The organism is Streptomyces sp. NPDC054847 (assembly GCF_053610925.1).
Genome location: NZ_JBSGZJ010000078.1, coordinates 1 through 20,538, shown reverse-complemented (window position 1 = coordinate 20,538; position 20,538 = coordinate 1). Strand labels below are relative to the sequence as shown.

At 72.4% G+C, this 20,538-nt stretch carries 14 protein-coding genes; 6 read left to right on the top strand and 8 right to left on the bottom strand.

The features are described 5' to 3' along the window. A partial coding sequence (locus ACWGH4_RS11770) for a glycosyl hydrolase 115 family protein (protein WP_453458875.1) occupies positions 1–3,055 on the top strand: 3,055 nt, incomplete at its 5' end. A 59-nt stretch (positions 3,056–3,114) separates the two neighbouring features. Here the strand turns inward: ACWGH4_RS11770 and ACWGH4_RS11765 are convergent. The 4 genes from ACWGH4_RS11765 to ACWGH4_RS11750 are packed head-to-tail and all read right to left on the bottom strand — an operon-like array spanning position 3,115 to position 8,655. Then, positions 3,115–5,532: a beta-xylosidase/alpha-l-arabinosidase gene (locus ACWGH4_RS11765; RefSeq protein WP_453458872.1), complete on the bottom strand. Its 2,418-nt coding sequence runs from the start codon at positions 5,530–5,532 to the stop codon at positions 3,115–3,117. A 50-nt stretch (positions 5,533–5,582) separates the two neighbouring features. After that, entirely contained in the window at positions 5,583–6,446 is an 864-nt protein-coding gene (locus ACWGH4_RS11760) for an ABC transporter permease subunit (RefSeq protein ID WP_441264663.1), read from the bottom strand. Between the two features lie 5 nt (positions 6,447–6,451). Continuing rightward, positions 6,452–7,411, bottom strand: a complete 960-nt coding sequence (locus ACWGH4_RS11755) for a carbohydrate ABC transporter permease (protein ID WP_453458868.1) — start codon at positions 7,409–7,411, stop codon at positions 6,452–6,454. 2 nt (positions 7,412–7,413) lie between these two features. Then, positions 7,414–8,655 carry an ABC transporter substrate-binding protein gene (locus ACWGH4_RS11750; RefSeq protein WP_453458878.1) on the bottom strand — a complete coding sequence of 414 codons (1,242 nt, stop codon included), beginning with the start codon at positions 8,653–8,655 and terminating at the stop codon, positions 7,414–7,416. A gap of 219 nt (positions 8,656–8,874) precedes the next feature. On the opposite strand from ACWGH4_RS11750, the gene ACWGH4_RS11745 reads away from it, so the two are divergent. Then, positions 8,875–9,933 carry a LacI family DNA-binding transcriptional regulator gene (locus tag ACWGH4_RS11745; RefSeq protein ID WP_441264665.1) on the top strand — a complete coding sequence of 353 codons (1,059 nt, stop codon included), beginning with the start codon at positions 8,875–8,877 and terminating at the stop codon, positions 9,931–9,933. 60 nt (positions 9,934–9,993) lie between these two features. Beyond that, positions 9,994–11,256, top strand: a complete 1,263-nt coding sequence (locus tag ACWGH4_RS11740; protein WP_453458864.1) for a Tm-1-like ATP-binding domain-containing protein — start codon at positions 9,994–9,996, stop codon at positions 11,254–11,256. A 33-nt stretch (positions 11,257–11,289) separates the two neighbouring features. On the opposite strand, the gene ACWGH4_RS11735 is transcribed toward ACWGH4_RS11740, so the two are convergent. Together ACWGH4_RS11735 and ACWGH4_RS11730 are read right to left on the bottom strand one after the other, a co-directional pair. Continuing rightward, complete coding sequence (locus ACWGH4_RS11735) at positions 11,290–12,306, bottom strand: DUF3048 domain-containing protein (protein ID WP_453458861.1); 1,017 nt, start codon at positions 12,304–12,306, stop codon at positions 11,290–11,292. A 72-nt stretch (positions 12,307–12,378) separates the two neighbouring features. After that, positions 12,379–14,766 carry a SpoIIE family protein phosphatase gene (locus ACWGH4_RS11730; RefSeq protein WP_453458858.1) on the bottom strand — a complete coding sequence of 796 codons (2,388 nt, stop codon included), beginning with the start codon at positions 14,764–14,766 and terminating at the stop codon, positions 12,379–12,381. Between the two features lie 243 nt (positions 14,767–15,009). Between ACWGH4_RS11730 and ACWGH4_RS11725 the strand changes: the two genes are divergently transcribed. Beyond that, entirely contained in the window at positions 15,010–15,396 is a 387-nt protein-coding gene (locus ACWGH4_RS11725) for a VOC family protein (protein WP_441264669.1), read from the top strand. A 2-nt stretch (positions 15,397–15,398) separates the two neighbouring features. Here the strand turns inward: ACWGH4_RS11725 and ACWGH4_RS11720 are convergent, their stop codons facing one another. Both ACWGH4_RS11720 and ACWGH4_RS11715 read right to left on the bottom strand, forming a co-directional pair. Beyond that, entirely contained in the window at positions 15,399–17,051 is a 1,653-nt protein-coding gene (locus ACWGH4_RS11720; RefSeq protein WP_453458854.1) for a phytoene desaturase family protein, read from the bottom strand. Further along, positions 17,017–17,490 carry an SRPBCC family protein gene (locus ACWGH4_RS11715; RefSeq protein WP_453458851.1) on the bottom strand — a complete coding sequence of 158 codons (474 nt, stop codon included), beginning with the start codon at positions 17,488–17,490 and terminating at the stop codon, positions 17,017–17,019. Before ACWGH4_RS11715 ends, ACWGH4_RS11720 begins: the two co-directional genes overlap by 35 nt. 201 nt (positions 17,491–17,691) lie before the next feature. Here ACWGH4_RS11715 and ACWGH4_RS11710 point away from each other — a divergent pair, with 201 nt between their 5' ends. Together ACWGH4_RS11710 and ACWGH4_RS11705 are read left to right on the top strand one after the other, a co-directional pair. Next, positions 17,692–18,597 (top strand): short-chain dehydrogenase/reductase, encoded by a 906-nt coding sequence (locus ACWGH4_RS11710; protein ID WP_453458848.1) that lies wholly within the window; start codon positions 17,692–17,694, stop codon positions 18,595–18,597. Positions 18,598–18,767: 170 nt separating this feature from the next. Then, positions 18,768–20,396: a hypothetical protein gene (locus tag ACWGH4_RS11705; protein WP_453458845.1), complete on the top strand. Its 1,629-nt coding sequence runs from the start codon at positions 18,768–18,770 to the stop codon at positions 20,394–20,396. Positions 20,397–20,538: the final 142 nt, after the last annotated feature.

Genomic DNA, 20,538 nt, shown 5'->3' with positions numbered 1-20,538 from the left:
GGGCGGCGGCACGAGCCGGGCGACGGACCCCGGCTCGTACATCTCCTTCGCACCGGAACCGGGCGGCTTCCCGCTGGTCCGGGCGGGCAGAGCGGCTCCCGTCGTGGTGAGCTCCGCCGACCACGAAGGTGTCGTCCGCGTCGTGGGCGATCTGCGGGACGACATCGAACGGGTCACCGGTGTACGGCCGGCGCTGCTCCAGGACGGCGTCCCGCGGCAGCGGGAGGTCACGATCGTCGGCACCATCGGCCGCAGTCCGTTGATCGACGGGCTGATCGCGGCCGGCAAGCTCGATGTGCGCGGCGTCGAAGGCAAGTGGGAGACCTCGCTGCAGACGGTCGTCGAACACCCGATGCCCGGCGTCGACCGCGCCTTCGTGATCGCGGGCAGCGACCAGCGGGGCACGATCTTCGGCGCGTACGACGTCTCCCGCGGCATCGGGGTCTCCCCCTGGTACTGGTGGGACGACGTCGCGCCGCGCCACCGCGACGCGCTGTACGTGCGGCGCGGCAGGCACACCCAGGGCACCCCGGCGGTGAAGTACCGCGGCATCTTCATCAACGACGAGAACCCGGCGCTGGGCACCTGGGCGCCCGCCTTCTTCGGCCCGGGCAAGGCCCCCGGTTTCGAGGGCGGTTTCAACGCGGCCTTCTACGCCAAGGTCTTCGAGGTGATGCTCCGGCTCAAGGCCAACTACCTGTGGCCGGCGGTCTGGGGCCGGGCGTTCGCCGAGGACGACCCGCTGAACCACGCCACGGCCAAGGCGTACGGCATCGTGATGGGCACCTCGCACGAGGCGCCGATGATGCGCGGCATCGAGGAGTGGAACCGGCACGCCGTCCCCGCGGTGCGCGACCAGGACGGCAACATCACCACACCCGGTCACGACCCCTACGGCGGCACCGGCGAGTGGTCCTTCCGGCGCAACAAGGAGGCCGTCAAGGCGTACTGGGCCGACGGGGTCCGCCGGATGAAGGACGAGGACTTCGAGGGCGTCATCACCCTCGGTATGCGGGGCAACGGTGACACCAGCCTGCCCGACGGCGACGCCATCGACCTGATGAGCGAGATCATCGCCACCCAGCGCACCATCATCACCGAGATCACCGGCAAGGACCCGGCGGCACTGCCGCAGGTGTGGACGCTGTACAAGGAGGTGCAGCGCTACTGGGACCGCGGGCTGCGGGTCCCCGACGACGTGACAGTCGTGCTCACGGACGACAACTGGGGCAACGTCCGCAAGGTGCCCTCGCTCTCCACCGACGCCCGCGACGGCGGCTACGGCCTCTACTACCACTTCGACTACGTGGGCGTGGGCCGCAACTACAAGTGGGTCGACACCACCACACTGCCCAACATGTGGGACCAGCTCAGCCAGTCCTTCGCGTACGGCAACGACCGGCTGTGGGTCACCAACGTCGGCGATCTGAAGGGCAACGAACTGCCCACGCAGTTCTTCATGGACTACGCGTGGAACCCCCGCCGCTGGGAGCTGGACCGGCTCCCCGAGTGGGAACTGGGCTACGCCCGGCAGAACTTCGGCGAACGGGAGGCCGCCGCGATCGCCGCCGTGCTGGACCGCTACGCCCGGCTCCAGTCCCGGCGCAAGCCCGAACTGCTCAACCGCAGGATCACCCTGGACCCGGCCAAGGACCTCACCACGGACGACAGCGCCGTCGTCCACGACGACGAGGCCACCCCCTTCAGCCTCACCGACTACCGGGAGCTGGAACGGGTCACGGAGGACTGGCGGCAGCTGGCCCGGGAGGCACGGGAGATCGGCCGCCGGATACCGGCCGCCGGCCAGGACGCCTGGTACCAGCTCGTCGGCTACGAGGTCGAGGCCACCGCCAACGTGTACGCGCTGCGCGAGGCCGAGTTCACCAACCTCCACTACGCGGCCCAGGGCCGGGCCCTCACCAACGAGCTGGCGGCCCGGGCGGAGGCCCGGCTCGCCGACGACTTCGCGCTCTCCGACCGGTTCAACAACGAGGTCGCGGGCGGCAAGTGGCGCGGCTTCCAGACCCAGCCGCACATCGGCTACGGCGATGTCGCACGCTACGGACCCAACGCGCCGTGGCAGCAGCCGGAGCTGAACCACATCGCGCTGCCCGACGAGATCTTCCCCGCCGTCAAGCGCATCGAGCTCCCCGAGCGTCCGGAGATGGGCGTGGCGGTCGACGGCAGCGCGGCATGGTGGCCGAACGAGGAGCGGACGCCGGCCACACTGCCGGTCTTCAGCCCGTACCAGAGCCAGCCGGCCCAGTACATCGAGGTCTTCAACCGGGGTGGCGGGTCCTTCGACTACGAGGTCCGCACCGGCGCCCCGTGGCTCAGCGCCGACCGGCCGCGCGGCCGGGTCGGGACACAGCAGCGGGTGACCCTGCGCGTCGACTGGTCCAGGGCGCCCAAGGGCACCACCCGGCTGCCGGTGGACGTCCGCGGCCCGGACGGCCGCACGGTGCGCGTCGAAGCGGTGATCGACAATCCGCGGGTGTCACGTGCGCGGCTGTCCGGGTTCATCGAGGCGAACGGCTACGTCTCCATCGAGGCCGAGCACTACGCGAAGGCCGTGGGCAGCAGTTCGGTGACCTGGCAGCGCATCCCGGGCATCGGCCGCACCGGCGGCGGCATGGAGCCGTTCCCGGTGACGGCGGCGCGCCGCACCCCGGGTGACGGTCCTCATCTCCAGTACGAGCTGACCCTGTTCACCACCGGCCGGATCACCGTGTGGGCGTACCTCTCGCCCCGCAACAACGTGCTGGCGACCGACGGGCTGAAGTACGCGGTGTCCTTCGACGACGACCGGCCGCAGACGGTGAACATCACGAAGGCCACCGGGTCCGACGACGGCACGATGAACCGCCGGTGGGCGCGCACCACCTCCGACAACGTCAACCTCACCGACACCGAGCACCGGATCGGCCGCGCGGGCCGGCATGTGCTCCGGTTCTGGATGGTCGACCCGACGGTGGTGCTGCAGAAGCTGGTCGTCGACACCGGCGGTCTGCGGCCCAGCTATCTCGGGCCCCCGGAGAGCATGCGGCTGCGCTGAGGAACAGGAGATCCCCGGGAGCGGTCCGCTCCCGGGGATCTCGTGTGCGGTGCTCGGGGTCAGCCGTCGACCGGTTCGACGACGGTGTCGGGGTGCAGAACGCGGTCGTGGCCCACTGTGCGCTCCGGGCCGGTCAGGCGCAGCCGCATTGTGTGCCGGGCGTCGCCGGGCGCGCTGGACGTCGCGAACCGCAGCTCGAGGTCGCCCGGTTCGACGATCCGGCGCCCGGCGACGCCCGTGAAGGACGCCAGGTCGGCGTGGAAGCGGAAACGGACCTGCGCCGCCCGCCCCGCCGCGAGCTCCACCCTGGCGTAGCCGATCAGCCGGACCTGCGGCCGGGTGGTCTGGGCGACCGGGTCGTGCAGATAGAGCTGGACGACCTCGGCGCCGTCGCGGTCGCCGGTGTTGCGCACCACCACGCCGATGTCGGCCGACCCGTCGGTGGGGAGTTCCGCGGGAGCGGGCGGCCCGGCCTCCCACTGGAAGGTCGTGTAGGAGAGTCCGTGCCCGAACGGGAAGAGCGGTGTGGGGTCGAGGTTGCTCACCCCGCCCGCCAGTCCGAGCGGCGGCTGGAGGTACGTCCAGGGCTGGCCGCCAGGCCCGTACGGCACCCCGACCGGCAGCCGGCCGGACGGGTTGACGCGCCCGGAAAGCACCCCGGCCAGGGCGGGTCCGCCCTCCTCGCCGGGGAAGAAGGCCTGCACCACGGCCGCGAGCCGGTCCGCCCAGCGGCCGAGCGCGTACGGACGGCCCGTCACCAGCACGGCCACGACGGGGACGCCGGTGGCCACCAGGGCGTCCAGCAGCTCGGCCTGGACGCCGGGCAGGGAGAGGTCCGCGGCGTCGCAGCCCTCGCCGGAGGTGCCGCGGCCGAAGAGTCCGGCGCGGTCGCCCAGCACGGCCACGCATACGTCGGCGTCCTGGGCGAGACGCACCGCCTCGGCGATGCCGGAGGTGTCGGGCCCGTCGACGTCGCAGCCGGCGGCGTGGCGGACCGCGGCACCGGGGAACTCGTCGGTCAGCGACGCCAGCACGGTCGGGATGTCCACGCCGAGGGGAATCCCGGGGTGCGAGACGCCGACGTGGCTGGGGAAGGAGTAGCAGCCGAGCATGGCCAGCGGGTCGTCGGCACGGGGTCCGACGACCGCGATCCGCGCGGTGTCGCGGAGCGGCAGTACGCCGGCGTCGTTGGCGAGCAGCACGCAGGACTGCTCGGCGACGAGACGGGCGGTCTCCCGGTTGGCGGGAGGGTCGAGGTCGACGGTGCCGCGCAAGGTCTCCGCCTCGCCGTCCGATCCCCGCAGCACGCCGTCCGATCCCTGGAGCACCGGGGGCAGCGGGGACCAGTCGGGGTCGAGCAGGCCCAGTTCGCACTTCTGGAGCAGGACCCGGCGCAGCGCGCGGTCGACGAGCGCCTCCGGCACCAGCCCGTCCCTCACCGCTTCGACGAGCGCGTCGCCGTAGGCGCGGACGGTCGGCAGTTCGACGTCGACACCGGCGGTCAGCGCGAGCCGCGCGGAGTCGCCGCGCCCGGCGGCGACCTTGTGGAGGGTCTCGAGGAAGCCGATGCCGAAGTAGTCCGCGACGACCGTGCCGTCGAAGCCCCAGGTCTCCCGGAGGAGTTCGGTCAGCAGCCGGGCGTCCGCCGCGGCGGGGACTCCGTCGATCTCGGCGTAGGAATGCATCACGGAGCGGGCGCCGCCCTCCCGCAGGGCCATCTCGAACGGCGGGAGGATGACGTCCGCGAGTTCGCGCGCGCCGGCGCGGACGGGAGCGAGGTTGCGGGCGCCGGCGGATGCCGAGTAGCCGGCGAAGTGCTTGAGGGTGGCGATGATCCCGGTGGACTGGAGTCCCTGCACGTAGGCGGTGCCGAGGGTGGCGACGAGGTACGGGTCCTCGCCGATCGTCTCCTCCACCCGGCCCCAGCGCAGGTCGCGGACGACGTCGAGGACGGGGGCGAGTCCCTGGTGCACGCCCACGGCGCGCATGTCCTCGCCGATGCGGCGCGCCATCCCGGCGACCAGGTCGGGGTCGAAGGTGGCGCCCCAGGCCAGCGGTACGGGGTAGGCGGTGGCGGACCAGGCGGTGAAGCCGGCCAGGCACTCCTCGTGGGTGAGCGCCGGGATGCCGAAGCGGTTCGCGTCGGCGATCTCCCGCTGGGCGCGGGCCAGTGCCACCGCGCCGGTCGCCGGGTCGACGGGAGCGGTGCCGAAGGGCCGGGTGAGCTGGCCGAGGCCGCGGCTGATGAGGCTGTCCCAGTCGACCGGGTCGACCATGTCGTTCTGGTGGGGGGCCACACCGTCGCCGTCGCCGTCGGCGCCCACCCACACGCCGTAGAGCTGGGCCGTCTTCTCCTCGAGGGTCATTCTGCCCATGAGGTCGTCGACGCGTTCTGCGTCACTGAGCGAGGGGTCGCGCCAGGGGCCTTCGGCGTCGGGGAACGCGGTGGGCGCGTCCGGGGCATGCGGAATTGCCATCGGGCAGGGGTTCCTCTCGGTGGTGGCAAATGTGCGGGCTGGGTGGCGGGTTACTTGCCGCCGACGCCCATCAGGCCGTTGACAAGGGCGCGCCTGGCGAAGAGATAGACCGTGAAGATGGGGATCACGGACAGCACGACGGCCGCGAGCAGGGCGGGGACGTTGAGCCCGAACTGGCCCATGAAGTTGAACAGGCCGAGGGTCAGCACACGCTGTTCCTCGGACTGGGTGAGGATCAGCGGGAACAGGAAGCCGTTCCACGCCTGCAGTGCCGAGAAGATGGCGACGGTGCTGATACCGGCCCGCGACATGGGCACGGCGAGCTGCCACAGCATGCGCAGCGGCGTGGCGCCGTCCAGCCCCATCGCCTCGTACAGCTCCTCCGAGATGTCACGGAGGGTCGAGGTGAGCACCAGCACGGCGACCGGCATCGAGAACGCGGCGGTCGGCAGGATCACCGCTGCCAGCGAGTCGTACAGGCCCATCTCGGCGATGAGGAGGTACAGCGGCACGACGACGGCCTGGGCCGGGATGGCCACGCCGAGCAGGAAGGTCCGGAAGGCCATCGACGACAGCCTGCTCCTGGTGCGCACGGCCACGTAGGCGAGCGGGACGGAGAGCGCCAGCACGATGGCGACCGTGGCGACGGCCACGACGGCGGTGTTGGCCAGCAGGGTGAAGAAGCCGCTGCTGAGCACGGTGTTGTAGTTCTCGAGCGTGGGATCGGTCGGGAGGGCCAGCGGGTTGCCGCTGAGCGCCTGGTCCTGCCGGGTCAGTGAGGAGGAGAGCAGGGTGTAGAGCGGCACCAGCACGATGACGAGCCAGGCCAGTGCTCCCAGGCCGACGAGCGGGTTGCCCTTCGGCCGGCGGCGGGTCCTGCGCACGGTCCTTGCGGTGTTCAGCTGTGCGGACACGCCGGTCACATTCCTTCCCTGGTGGAGCGCATGGACCCGAATCCGCTGAACTTCACCATCAGCAGGGACAGGGCGGTCGCCACCACGACGAGCGCCGTGGCGATGGCGCTGGCATAGCCGAGGTCGTAGCTCTGGAAACCGGTGCGGTACATCAGGTAGGGCACGATCGTGGTGTCGGTGCCGGGTCCGCCCTTGGTCATGATGAGCACGGTGTCGAAGTACGTCAGCGATCCGACGATCATCAGCACCGACGACGTGGTGATGGTGTTGCGCAGTTGGGGCAGGGTGATCGAGAAGAACTGCCGGACCGGTCCCGCCCCGTCGATCGAGGCCGCCTGGTAGAGCACCTGCGGGATCTGCCGGGTGCCGCCCTGGTAGATCAGGGTGTGGAACGGCATGAACTGCCAGCCGCCGACGAAGGCCACGGTGAGCAGCGCTCCGGTGGACGAGCCCAGGATGTTGGGGTCGATCCCGAACCAGGGCCCGATCTCCTTGATCACACCGAAGTTGGGGTCGAGGAGCGTGTGGAAGAGCACCGCGATCGCCGTGGTGGACAGCAGCAGGGGGACGAAGAAGATCGCGGAGAGCACGGCACGGTTGCGCTGCCTGCCTGCCGCCCATACGCCCAGCATTAGCGCGATGGGCGTCTGGAAGGCCCAGCTGATGACGGTCAGCAGCAGGCTGAGCCAGCCGGCCTGGCGGAATTCCGGATCCTTGAACAGCCGCGTCCAGTTGTCGAGTCCGACGGGCGTCGGTGCGGTGAGTCCGTCCCAGGAGCAGAAGGACAGATAGACGGCCAACGCCATCGGCACGATTGCGAAGAGCCCGAAGAAGAGGATGCCGGGCAGTGCCCAGGTGACGGAGGGACGGCCGAAGCCCTGGCCCGCCGCAGTGCGGCGGCCGCGCCTCGTGGCGGCCGCCGCTCTGCTCCGCTGCTTCTCGAGCGGTGTGGAAACTTCTGTCATGGTTACTTGAGCGCCTTCAGGGCCTCGACGAACTGCTCCGGCGTGGACTTGCCCGCGAACAGCTTGTTGATCTCGGTGAGCATCGGGGTGGCCTTGCTCGCCTCCAGCGCCTGGTCCCAGGAGAGCGTGAAGCTCGGGGCCAGCTGGACCATCTTGTACTGGAACTCGGCGAACCCGGGGTTGGGTGAGGTCTGGAGCATCTGGGAGGCGTTGGCGGTGGTGGGGATGTCGCCGTTGTCGACGAGGGCCTTCGAGTACTCCTTGGAGGCCATCGTCTTCAGGAAGTCGATGGCGGCGTCCTTGTGCTTGGTGCGGGCGTTGACCGACCAGTAGTTGGTGGGGTTGCCCACGACGTTGCCCGGGTCACCGGTGCCGCCGGCCACGGTCGGGAACGCGGTCCAGGCGAGGTCCTTCTTGGCGAAGTCGGGGGCCTTGCCCAGCTGGGTGGAGTACTCCCACGAGCCCATCAGGTGCATCGCGGCCTTGCCCTGGGCGAAGAGCGCGGGGGCGCCGCCGTTGGAGTAGGAGACCGAGTTGAAGTTCTTGCCGAAGGCGCCGTCGTCGATCAGCTGCCGGGTCGTCTGCGCGGCCTTGAGGACCGCAGGGTCGCCCCAGGCGGAGGAGTCGCCGTTCTGGATCTTCTTGAAGACCTCGGGGCCGCCGATGCGGTCGAGCAGGTACTCGAGCCACATGAGCTGGGTCCAGGCGTCGGTGCCGCCGAGCGCGAACGGCGTGATCTTCTTCGCCTTGAAGGTGCTGATGGCCTTCTGCAGGTCGTCCCAGGTCTTCGGCGGCTGGAGGTTGTTCTCGGCGAACAGGGTCTTGTTGTAGAAGAGCATCACCGGCTGCATGCCGCGCATGGGTACGCCGTAGACCTTGCCGTCGAGGCTGCCCGCTTCGACGATGGACGGCAGGAACCCGCTCCGCAGGGTCTCGTCCTTCTGGAAGTGCGGGGAGAGGTCGACGAGCTGGCCGGCGTCCACGTACGGCTTGATGGAGCCGCCGCCCCAGTTGAAGAAGACGTCCGGGGCGTTGGGCGAGCCCATGGCGGTGCGGAGCTTGTTGACGTACTCGGCGCCGGGGACCGAGACCAGCTTGACCTTGACGTCCGACGTCTTGTTGAACTCCTCGACCGCCGCCTGCTGAACCTTCACCGCGTCGTCGCCGTAGACGTAGGCGGTGATGGTGCTGTTCGCGGCCCCGGTGCCGCTGCCGGAGCCGCAGCCGGCGAGGACCGCGGCCATCGCCGTCGCGGCGAGCGCCGCGGTCCATCTGGCCGTACCCGTACCTCTGCGGAGAAAGCCCGACCCCATAACTGCCCCTCATCGAATGTTTCGAATTGCTTGGCGAATGTTGCCGGAACGGTACGAGTGCGTTTCCGGCGCGTCAAGAGGTCCCGCGAAAGCTTTCCGCGATCAGTGGTCAGAGCTTGTGCACAGCGTGCGGCGGGCTACGATCCCTGCATGAGACCCGCAGACGTCCAGTCCCGACCGGAGGATCCGTCCTCGGACGAAACGGTCGAGGGCGGTGCCACACTGGCCGAGATCGCCCGCGCGGCCGGGGTGTCGGCTCCGACAGTTTCGAAAGTCCTGAACGGGCGAGCCGATGTCGCCGCTGCCACCCGCACCCGGGTGGAGGAGCTGCTGCGCCGCCACGGCTACCGCCGGCGGCGCGGCGCCTCGCAGCAGTCCCGGATGATCGACCTCGTCTTCCACGAGCTGGAGAGCTCCTGGGCCATGGAGGTCATCCGAGGGGTGGAGAACGTGGCGCGGGAAGAGGGCCTGTCCCTGGTCCTCTCGGAGAGCGCCGGGCGGCTCATGCCCGGCCAGACGTGGGTGGACGGTGTCCTCGCCCGTCGCCCCGCCGGGGTGATCCTGGTCCTCTCCGACCTCGACCCGGCCCAGCGCGCCCAGCTGACCAGCCGCGACATCCCGTTCGTCGTGGTGGACCCGGCCGGCGACCCCGGTGACGAGGTGCCCTCGGTCGGCGCCACCAACTGGCAGGGCGGCCTCGCCGCCACCCGGCATCTGCTCGAGCTCGGCCACCGCCGGATCGGCGTGATCGGCGGCCCCTCGCGGATGATGTGCAGCCGCGCCCGCATCGACGGCTACCGCTCGGCACTGGAGAGCGCCGGCGTGCCGGTCGACGCCGAGCTGGTACGGGAGGGCGACTTCCACCACGAGGCCGGCCACGCCGCCGGTCTCGAACTGCTGCGGCTGCCGCAGCCGCCGACCGCCGTGTTCACCGGCAACGACCTTCAGGCCCTCGGTCTTTACGAGGCCGCCCGGGAGCTCGGGGTCCGGATCCCGGAGGACCTGAGCATCGTGGGCTTCGACGATCTGCCGCTGGCGCGCTGGGTGGGCCCGCCGCTCACCACCGTGCGGCAACCGCTGACGGAGATGGCCGAGGCCGCCGCACGGCTCGTGCTGGACCTCGGTCGCGGCCGGCGGCCGGCCGCGACCCGGATCGACCTGGCGACCAGCCTGGTGGTCCGCAACAGCACCGCTCCGCCCGCCGCCTGACCGGGGACGACCGGTCAGGCACTCTTGTCGACCGCCGGAATTCCGCGAACAGTACGTGTCATGGCGACAGTTGTACTGGTGGGCACGCTGGACACCAAGGGTGTGGAGTACGGCTGGCTGCGTGAACGGCTGCTGGCCGCCGGGGTCGAGGTGCTGGTGGTCGACGCCGGCGTGGTGGGCGAGCCGCGGATCGAGGCCGACGTGCCGCGTTCCGAAGTGGCCCGCGCGGCAGGCGCCGACCTGGCCGGGCTACGGGCGGCCGCGGACCGCGGCATGGCCGTGACGGCCATGGCCCGCGGGGCCGCCGCGAGCGTGCTGCGCCTGTACGACGAGGGCCGGCTGCACGCCGTCCTCGCGGTGGGCGGCAGCGGCGGAACGTCGATCGCGACCAGGGCGATGAGGGAACTGCCGCTGGGAGTGCCGAAGTTGATGGTCTCCTCGATGGCCGCCGGTGATGTGTCGCCCTATGTCGGGGCGTCCGACATCACCATGATGTACAGCATCGTGGACATCGCCGGCGTCAACAGCGTCCTGGCCCCGGTGCTGGCGAACGCCGCCCACGCGGCGGCCGGCATGGCGAAAGGTTTCGAAACACACCGAAAGGCGCTGCTCCCCACGGAGCTCGCCGCGGGCGGCAGGCCGCTCATAGCCGCGAGCATGGCGGGGGTGACGACCGCGGGCGTCGACGCCGCCCGCGAACGGCTGACCGGCCTGGGCTACGAGGTGCTGGTGTTCCACGTCAGCGGAGCCGGCGGCCGGACGCTGGAGTCGCTGGCCGGGCAGGGTCTGTTCGCGGGCGTACTGGACCTGACCCTCAGCGAGCTCGCCGACGACCTCGTCGGCGGGATCCTCACCGCGGGACCGGACCGGCTGACCGCCGCCGGACGCCGGGGCACACCCCAGGTGGTGAGCCTGGGCGCCCTCGACATGGTGAAGTTCGGTCCGCCCGACACCGTCCCCCGACATCTGCGCGGACGCGATGTGCAGGTGCACAACCCGTCGATCACCGTTGTCCGCACGACGGCGGAGGAGTGTGCCGAGCTCGGCCGCCGCGTCGCCGCCAAGCTGCGGGCGGCGACCGGTCCGGCCGAGGTGTGCGTACCGCTGCGGGGCCTGTCGACGCTCGGCGCGCCGGGCGGCCCGTACCACGATCCGGCCCTGGACGAGGCGCTGTTCGCCGCCCTGCGCGACGGTCTGTCCGGCAGCGCGGTGGAAGTGGTCGAGTACGACACGGACATCAACAGCCCGGCATTCGGCCGGGCCGCGGCGGACCGCCTGCACCGCCTGATCACCGCGGGCGGGGCGACGGCCGGCCGCGCCTGACACGTGCGGCGCACGGCACGGCGGGGGCGGGGCTCAGCGGGCGGTGAGCAGTACCCACACCTGGCCGGGGGCGAAGTCGAGCCGCTCACCGGCCGCGTCGGTGAAGACGGTGTCCCCGTCCGCACTCGCCCGCTGCCAGCGGGCGTCGTAGGCGCGTCCGTCGCGCAGCACCAGCGCCGTGCCCGAGCCGACCGTCTCCGTGTACGGCGACACGCTGCCGCCGCGGTCGCGGAACTTGGAGGGCCGGACCTCCGTGTGCTGCACCACGACCGTCGAGGGTTCGAGCCGTCCCCCGTCCGTGGTCCGCGCGGCGGACCCGTCCATCGCCACCAGCCACCGCTTCCGCTCCGGTGACCAGCTGAAGGTGTACCGGGCCGCTGGATAGCGCACGGTGTGCTCCTCGAGCGGACGGCCGCCGTCGGGAGCGGCGCCGAAGCGCATGCCGATGTCCGACGCGTCACTCACGTCGCGGGCGGCGGCGAGGGCGCGTTCGGGCCGCACATAGAGGTTGTGCGGCGCGGGGCGGTCGCCGGAGCGGACGAAAGCGTCGGGCGCCTCCCCCTGCGGCAGCGCGGCGACGGGTGCGGACTCGATCAGCGGCCGCAGCGCCGACTGGGCGCCGGAGTACACGAGCGCGGGCCTGCCGAACTGCCGCAGCAGCTCCAGATCGGACTCCCGCGCGCTGCGCACCGGGCCGATCCGCGGCGGCAGGGTGGAGGAGAAGACGGCCAGTATCCGGCTGAGTCCCGACTCGACCTGCTCGACGTAGACGATGTCGGCGGCCCCGAGCCCCGTGTGCGGGCGGGCCGGCCGGACGTTGTCTATCTTCACGGCGAGCACCGGTCCCTGCTTGGCCGGCAGCCCGGTGAAGTACGACGTCCCGCGCGCGGCGGACGAGGTGGAGGTCTCCGCCGGGCCGGGCTCCGGGCCGGTGCATCCGTAGAGCGACACGGTGAGTGCGGCAGCGGTCAGCGTGGCCGCCACGGCGCGTCTCCGTACCGGCCGGCCACGGCCGTCGTCCTTGCGTCCCCGTCTGCGTCTCGCGTTCATCGGCCACGCTCCCCGTGGGTCAAGTGGACCACGTCAGGCGGCGCGCGGACAGTCCCGCGGCGCCGGTTCCGCTCAGGGCAGCAGCTGCTCCGTCCAGATGGTCTTGCCTGCGGCTGTGTTCCTGCTCCCCCACCGGTGCGCCAGTTGGGCGATCAGGAAAAGTCCGCGTCCGCCCTCGTCGGTCAGCCGTGCCCGGCGAAGATGGGGCTGGGTCTCGCTCGGATCGGAGACCTCGCACACCAGCCGCTGGTCCCTGATGAGCCGCACCCTCACCGGGCCGCCGGCGTAGCGGATCGCGTTGGTCAGGAGTTCGCTGACGATCAGCTCGGTGGTGAACACCAGCTCGTCGAGCCCCCATACGGTCAGCCGCTCGGTCACCAGGGCCCGCGCGTCGGACACGATCCGCACGTCGGCCGGGAACTCCCAGGCGATGACGGACCCTTCGGGCGACACGGACACCCGCGCGAGCAGCAGCGCCGCGTCGTCGTCCGGGGGGTGCGCGAGGAAGGGGACCAGCATGTCCCGCGCGATCTCGGGCACGGCGGCCGCGTCGCCCGTGCCCCGGATCTCCCGCAGGTGGTCGATCACGTGTCCGGCGCCGGACCCGGGCGCGTCGGAGAGCGATCCGGCGGTGAAGGCCAGCAGATCGCCGGGTGAGAGCGCCACCTCCACCGGTTCGAAGGGGGCGCCCTCGAGCCCGAGCGCCGGACCGGGAAGCATGTCGACGGGGCCGGTCTCCCCGGACGACCGGGCCAGCACGGGCGCCGCGTGCCCCGCGCTGGCCATCAGTGCGCGGGCGGTGACCGGGTCGTAGACGGCGTACAGGCAGGTGGCTCCGCGGACCGTCCCCTCGGGCTCGCCCGGCTGCTCGTCGTCGGCGAGCCGTACCACCAGGTCGTCCAGATGAGTGAGGAGTTCGTCGGGCGGCGGGTCCAGGTCGGCGAGGGTGCGCACCGCCGTGCGCAGACTGCCCATCGCGGCAGCGGCGTTGAGCCCGCGACCCCGCAGGTTCCCGACCACGAACGCCACCCGGCTCGAGGACAGGGTGATGACGTCGAACCAGCTGCCGCCCGTGCCGGCCAGTGTCCTGCCGGGCACGTAGACGCCGGCGGTCTCCGCCGCGGTCACCTTGAGCACCGGACGGGGCAGCAGGCTGCGCTGGAGGCTCTCCGCCGTACGGCGCTCGCGGGTGTAGCGGCGGGCGTTGTCGATGGCGAGGGCCGCGCGGGAGCAGATGTCCTCGGCGACCGCGGCGTCCCGCGCGTCGAACGGCGCCCGCTCGCGCGAACGCCACACCGACACCGCGCCGAGGACGTGGCCGCGTGCCTGCAGCGGCACGACCATGTACGAGGCGGCGCCCGGCGCCAGCACCAGCCTCCGGCGATCCGGGTCCCCGGCGATCCTGGGCAACAGTTCGTCGAGGTCGGGCACGATGACGGCGGAACCCCCGCGCAGCCGGTCGCTCTCGTAGGCCTTGACCCGGATGACGGAGCCCTGCGGATACAGCTGGTCCGGCCATTCGCCTCCGCCCGCGACGGCGGAGACCCGGCGCAGCGGAGCACCGGTGACGAACTCCCCGGGCTCCTCGCCGACGAGCAGGGCCTCCGTGATGTCCACGCAGGCCAGGTCGGCGAAGGCGGGCACCAGCAGGTCGGCGAGCACCTGCGTGTTGCGGCCGACCTCCAGGGAGCGGCCCAGCGCGGAGGCCGCGGTGGCCACCAACGACGAGCGGCTCCGTTCCCGTTCCTGCTCGGTGACGTCCGTGAACGTCACCGCGACACCACGGGCCACGCCGTCCCGGCCGGCCATGCGCAGGGCCGACAGGGAGACGATCCGTTCGCGTTCGGGGGCCTGGGCCAACCGGGCCCTGGTGACGAAGTCGATCAGCGGCTCCCCCGTGGCCACGACCCGGTGCAGGCGTTCCTCCACGGCGGCCGCGTCCTCCGGCACCAGCAGCTCGCCGAGCCGGCGGCCGGCGAGCAGGGCGGAGGGGCGCGGGTCGCTCGGCAGTGAGATGCCTCTGATGAGCCGCAGCTCGCTGTCGTAGACGGCGAGACCGATGCCGCTCTGCGAGAAGAGCGCCCGGAGCAGCGCGTCGTTCTCCTCCCGCCGGTCGGCGACGGCGGCAGGCACGAGCCGGACCAGATACCGGGCGGCCAGAGGGCCGTCCACCGGAAGCAGGTCGAGCTGCACCCGGCGGGAACCGTCGGCGTGCAGCAGTGCCGTCCGCACCGAGCGCGAGTCGTCGGCGGGGTCGTGGTCCCGGAGCGCGGACCAGACACCGGGGTCCGTCAGCAGTTCCTCGATCGTGCGGCCCTGAAGTTCGCCGGCGGACAGGCCGGTCAACTCCACCGCGCCGCCGGTGCAGGCGAGCACCCGGCCGACGTGATCGAGTACGAGCAGGGCCGAGTCCTCCGGCCGCCCGGACCCGGTGTTCACGATGTGGCCGCTGGTGCTCACGCGTCGATCACTCCCAGATGGCGCTCCCGAGCTCCCTGTGCTGTGCCGCAGGTGCGGCAGGCGTACGGACCCCGCGCCTTCATTGAACTCCACACCGTCGGGGGCCGCCCGTCGGCGACCGGAATCGAATGTGACATCGAAGAACGCTCTGTCCTATGATCGCCGGCACGGCATCGCGTGTCGGTCACCGACCGGGTGAGGCATGGAGGTGCCCGTGAGTTTGCCTTACGGAGGCATTCCACAGTGTCAGTAGAGCTGAACCACACCATTGTTCTGGCCCGGGACAACCGGGAGTCCGCCGAATTCCTCGCCCGCATCCTGGGGCTCGAGACCGGCCCGGAGTGGGGACCGTTCGTCCCCCTCACCCTGAGCAACAACGTCACACTGGACTTCGTGACCGTCGACCATGAAGTCCCGTTGCAGCACTACGCGTTCCTGATCTCCGAGGAAGAGTTCGACCAGGTCTTCCGGCGCATCCAGGACGCTGGCATCACCTACTTCGCCGATCCGCACGGAAAGCGGCCGGGCGAGATCAACCACAACGACGGTGGTCGCGGCATGTACTTCCACGACCCGGCCGGCCATGGCATGGAGGTCATCACCCGGCCGTACGGCAGCGGCGGCAGCTGACCTCACCGCCCTCGCGTCTCCCGCCCGCCCGGTTCCCTCGGCTCACCGCCACGGTCCCGGCGGGCGAGGGCGCGCTGGGTCCGGCTCAGCAGCCGGCCCGGGGACAGCAACCGCAGTGCGGCCCGTGCCGCGTTGGCGCCCGGCGCCCCGTGCACACCGCCGCCGGGGTGCGCCCCCGCGGAGGCCAGGTAAAGGCCCTCGACGGGCGTCTCCGGACGACCCGTGCCGGGCATGGGGCGGAAGAACAACTGCTGGTGGAGCGCGGTCGTTCCGCCGTTGATGGCACCGCCCGCGAGGTTGGCGTCGGCGGCCTCGAGCGTCGGCGGGGCGAGGATGCGGCGGGCGATGATCCGGGCACGGAAGCCGGGCGCGTACCGCTCCACCTGCTCCTCCATCCGATCGGCCATCGCCTCCCGTTCACGCGGGTCCCAGCGGCCGGTGAGACCGTCGTCGCCCGCGTCGCCCTTGGTGCGGTGGGGCACGTGCGTGTACGCCCATGCCGATTCGGTGCCCGCCGGGGAGCGGGTGGCATCCGCTGTGGTCATCTGGCCGAACAGCAGGAACGGCCGGTCGGGCACCTGCCCCATGGCCAGCTGGGCGGCGAACCGGGTGAGCCCGTCGACGCCGTCGGCGAGATGGACGGTCCCGGCGCCGGCCGCGGCCTCCGCTGTCCACGGAACGGCGCCGTTGAGGGCCCAGTCGACCTTGAACGTCGCGAAGTCCCATTGGAAACGGCGCAGATCGCGCAGGAACCGGGACGGCAGGTGCCGCTGGTCGACCAACTCCCCGTACAGCGAAGGCACGGACACGTCCGCGAGCACGGCCCGGCGCGCCGGGACCGACTCGCCGTCCGCGGTCCGTACGGCCACCGCGCGGCCCTCGCGGACCACGATCTCGACGGCACGCCGGCCGCACCGGACCGCGCCGCCGCGACGTTCCAGCCTGCGGACCAGTGCCTCGGTCAGCATGCCCGCGCCGCCGACGGGCACGGGAAAGCCGTGGCTCTGGCCCAGCATCGACATCAGCCAGCCGAAGCCCCCGCTGCCGGCCGCCTCCGGCGCCAGATCCGCGTGCAGCGCGTTGCCCGCGAGCAGCAGTCTGCCCGCCTCGCCGCCGAACTCCTCCTCCCCCAGGCGGCGTACGGGAAGCAGCAGGGTCCGCGCCAGCCGCAGTCCGCCGCCGGTCCGGAGCCGGGCAGCGAGCCGCATCGAGGGGATCACCGGCGGGAAGGGGGTGAACAGCAGGTCGACGATGTCCGGTCGCAGCCGCTCCCACACGTCGTACAGGTCGCGCCAGGCCGCACCGTCGCCGGGTGCGAAGGTCTCCAGGCCCGCCGCGGTGTCCTCGGCGCGGCGCCGCAGGACGGCGCACCGGCCGTCGGCCAGGGGATGGGCCAGTACGTGGGGGGCGTGGCCCCAGCGCAGCCCCTCGCGCTGCAGCCCGAGACCGGAGATCACCGGGGAGGCGGCTGCCAGCGGGTAGAACGAGCTGCACACGTCGCTGATGAAGTCGGGATGGACGCCCCGGTCGCTGCGAACCGCGCCGCCCGGTTCCGGTTGCGCCTCGAGGACCTCGACGCTCCAGCCCGCGTCCGCGAGGAGGTTGGCCCCGACGAGACCGTTAGGCCCTGCTCCGATCACCACTGCGTCCGGCATCGCGCTCTCCTGAGTTCTCGACGACGTCGGCCAGGCGGCTGAGCATGCGGCGGTGGCGCACGAGGAGGAACGCGTCCAGCGCCGCGTTGTGGAAGGTGCCTCCGGGCCCCTTCAGCGGATGCTCGTCCAGGACGACCAGGGTGTCCTCGCCCCAGGGCCGGATGTCGATGGCGATCCGCGCTGTGCCCAGCCGACCGCTCTCCGCCTCGAGTTCGAGTGTCCGCGGCGGTTCGCAGTGCCGCACGATCGTTCTGCCGTGCATGGTCCAGGGCCCCACCCGGACGGAGTACTCGAGGGCCGCCCCGACGTCCGGCCAGTCGCCGTACGCGGGCCGGCTGTCGTCGGTACCGACGACCCAGTCGCTGTAACGGTCCCGGTCGCTGAGCACCGACCACACGGTGGCGGGCGGCTTCGCGATCAGCTGGTGGTGCACGGCCATGGGTCCTCCAGCGGCTGGAAGGGACGTCGTCGACCAGCGAGTGCCCGTTACCCGGTGATCTATGACCCCGTGGACGACCGGGGAGGCGCCGGCCTCCGCACGATGGGCGAGTGCGGCGCCGCACCGGGTCGATGGACGCCCCCGAAAGGGGTATCCGGTACCGGTGACCGGGAGGGAAGCCGACGGAGACGGAGCCCGACCATGGCCGAAGACCTGCCCCTTCTCGGCCGTACGGCAGTGGTGACCGGCGCGGCCCGCGGGCTCGGAGCGGCCATGGCAAGGACCCTCTCCGGGCGCGGCGCCCGGGTCGCCCTGCTCGGCCTGGAGGAACCGCTGCTCGCACGGGTGGCGTCGAGCCTTCCCGGCGCTGCGCACTGGCCCGTCGACGTCACCGACGAACAGGCCATGACCCGCACCGCCGCCCTGGTGGAGGAAAGCCTCGGGCCCGTGTCCGTGGTGGTGGCCAACGCCGGTGTGGCGGCGGGCGGGCCGTTCCTGGAGACGGAACCGGCGACCTGGCGGCGGATCCTCGAGGTCGATCTCCTCGGCACCTGTCTCACGGCCCAGGTGCATCTCCCCGGCCTGCTGCGCACCCGGGGCTATTTCCTCCAGGTCGCCTCCCTCGCGGCGATCGCGCCCGCCCCGATGATGAGCGCCTACTGCGCGGCCAAGTCCGGTGCGGAGGCGTTCGCGTACTCCCTCAGGGCCGAGGTGGCCCACCGTGGCGTGGGGGTGGGAGTCGGCTACCTCAGCTGGGCCGACACCGAGATGATCCGGGCCGCGGACGAGCACCGGGTGATGCGGGAGCTACGGGCGGCGCTGCCGTGGCCGGCCGGAAAGGTCTACCCGGTACAGCCCGTGGCCGACCGTCTCGTACGGGGCATCGAGCGGCGCTCGCCCGCCGTGTACGGACAGCCGTGGCTCCGTCTGGCGCGGGCGGCCCGGGGCTGGCTGCCGGGACCCGTCGCCTTGCGGGCACGCCGGGACCTCGGTCGCCTCCAGGGCGAGGCCGGTCTGTCGCCGACCGGGCTGCTCGGCGCCGGCGGCACGGCAGCCGGATCGGCGCCCGCGCGGCCGTGGTCCGGCGGCGGTGACGCAGAGGGCTGAACGGCGGGCCCCGCGGGCGGATTCCGCCTGGTGGCCCACTGTCGGCGTTCCCGGATGGCGCAATGTCACGTTATGCCCGTTAGATGTAACAAAGTGTGCGCGCTCAGGCGGCGCACGACGAACGACACGGTGTACGCCTACCCGGATGTTCCGCGAACGGAGCCCGCGCCATGAGCACCGACCCCAACACCCATTCCCCGTCCGACTACCAGGACGACCGCCCGCGGCCCCCCGACGGCACCACGGGCGCCGGGTACGCCGCCCCGGCGTTCCCGGCCCGCGCGGTTCCGCCGCTGCCGCCGATCCCTTCCTACCCGCCGGTCTTCCCCGCTGCCGCGGTTCCCCCCGGCCCCCTCGACCCCGTCCATCCGGAGCCCGGGCGCCCGCTGCTCCCCGAGGACCCTTCCCCCCTCCCCGGGACGGGACCGGTCACGGGCACCGGCACGGTCACGGGTGCCGGCGGGCCGGAGAGGCCGCGGCCGGCCCCCGGACAGGAGCCGGTCCCCGTGCGTACCCCGGCCGGGAAGCCGCGGGCGCCCCAGGCCGGCGCGGAGGCCCCCGCTCCGTGGACGGACACGGCCGTCGACCCGGCAACGGCCGGCGAGCCGGACGACAGGCGGGAGCCGATAGCCACGCCGGTCGACAAGCCCGGCCCGGTCCGCAGCGCCGTCTACGCCTGGAGGCCGGCACCCGCGGCCGCCAGGGACCCGGTCGCCGAGGATGCCGCCTTCGAAGTCGCCGTCGCCAAGGCACCGACGCCTGTGCGCGACGCGATCGAGGACCCGAGCCCGCTCCGCAAGGAGACACCGGTCCAGGGCCCCGCCCCGGCGCCCGGGCCCGTCGGCGAACGGCCGGCCGGTGAAACCGCCCGGGCCGTGGCCGCCGATCCCACGGAGGAGCCGGCGCCCAACGACAGCGAGCAGCCCATCCACACGCTGCTCTGGACGGCCGCCACCGAGCGTCCGGTGGCCGAGGTCGCCGCCCTGGTGAGCCGGCTGAAGCGGACCGGAGAGGTCGACAGCCCCGGTGACCTGGCCCTGCGTGCCGCGGCGGTCTCCCGCCCGCTCGAGGAGGTCAGGCAGCTGGTCGCCCTGCTCAACGAGTACCCGCACCCCCTGCACGAGGCGGACACCACGTTGCGCGCCGCCGCCGTCGGCCGGCCCATCGAGGACGTCGTGCAGCTGGTGAACATGATCGGCACCGACGCCAGCGAATGGCGGTCGGCCGCGAACGAGGCCGCCGCGGATGACGATCCCTCGCCGCCCCCCGGGGAGAACACCGCCAGGCACGAGGCCCCCGCCGAGCCGCAGGCCACCGCCGCCGACACACGGCCGTCGAAGACGCCGTGGCCCATGGCGGCGCTGAACGGCGCCCTGGCCGCCGGCCCGGACGGCCACACCGTCTCGCCGGCCATGCGTTCGGGACTGCGCTGGCCCGCCGCCGTCGTTCTCTTCGCCTGCGGCATCATCCATCTGCCCACCGATGTCGCCGGCCTGCGTTCCGGCGGCTACGCCGAGACCCTCTCCGTCGCCGTCACGGTGCTCTGCCTGATCGTCGCCGTATGGCTCGCGGTGCGAGACACCGCGCTGGTCTGGGCGGCCGCCGCCGGCCTCGCGGTCGGCGTCGCCGCGCTGCACGCGCTCGCGGGCGTCGGGACCATGAATCTGCTGCAGAGCAGCCTGGGCGACTCGTTCGGCTGGGCCAGAGCGGCCGCGGTCCTGTGCGCGGGGGCGTGCGCCTTCCTCGCCGGGTCCGTACTGCTGCGACGCCGGCAGCCGGCCGCCACGCCCAACAGCTGACGCCGACGCCTTCCCCACGCCAGCCTTCCGCGACGCCGGCCACGGCCGACCGTGCGGAAGGCTCGCGGCGTTCCTGCCGCCGCGAGCGGGGCCGGGCATTCGGCCCGGAAGCGGCGCCGAGGCCGGACCGACGGCCGGAGGC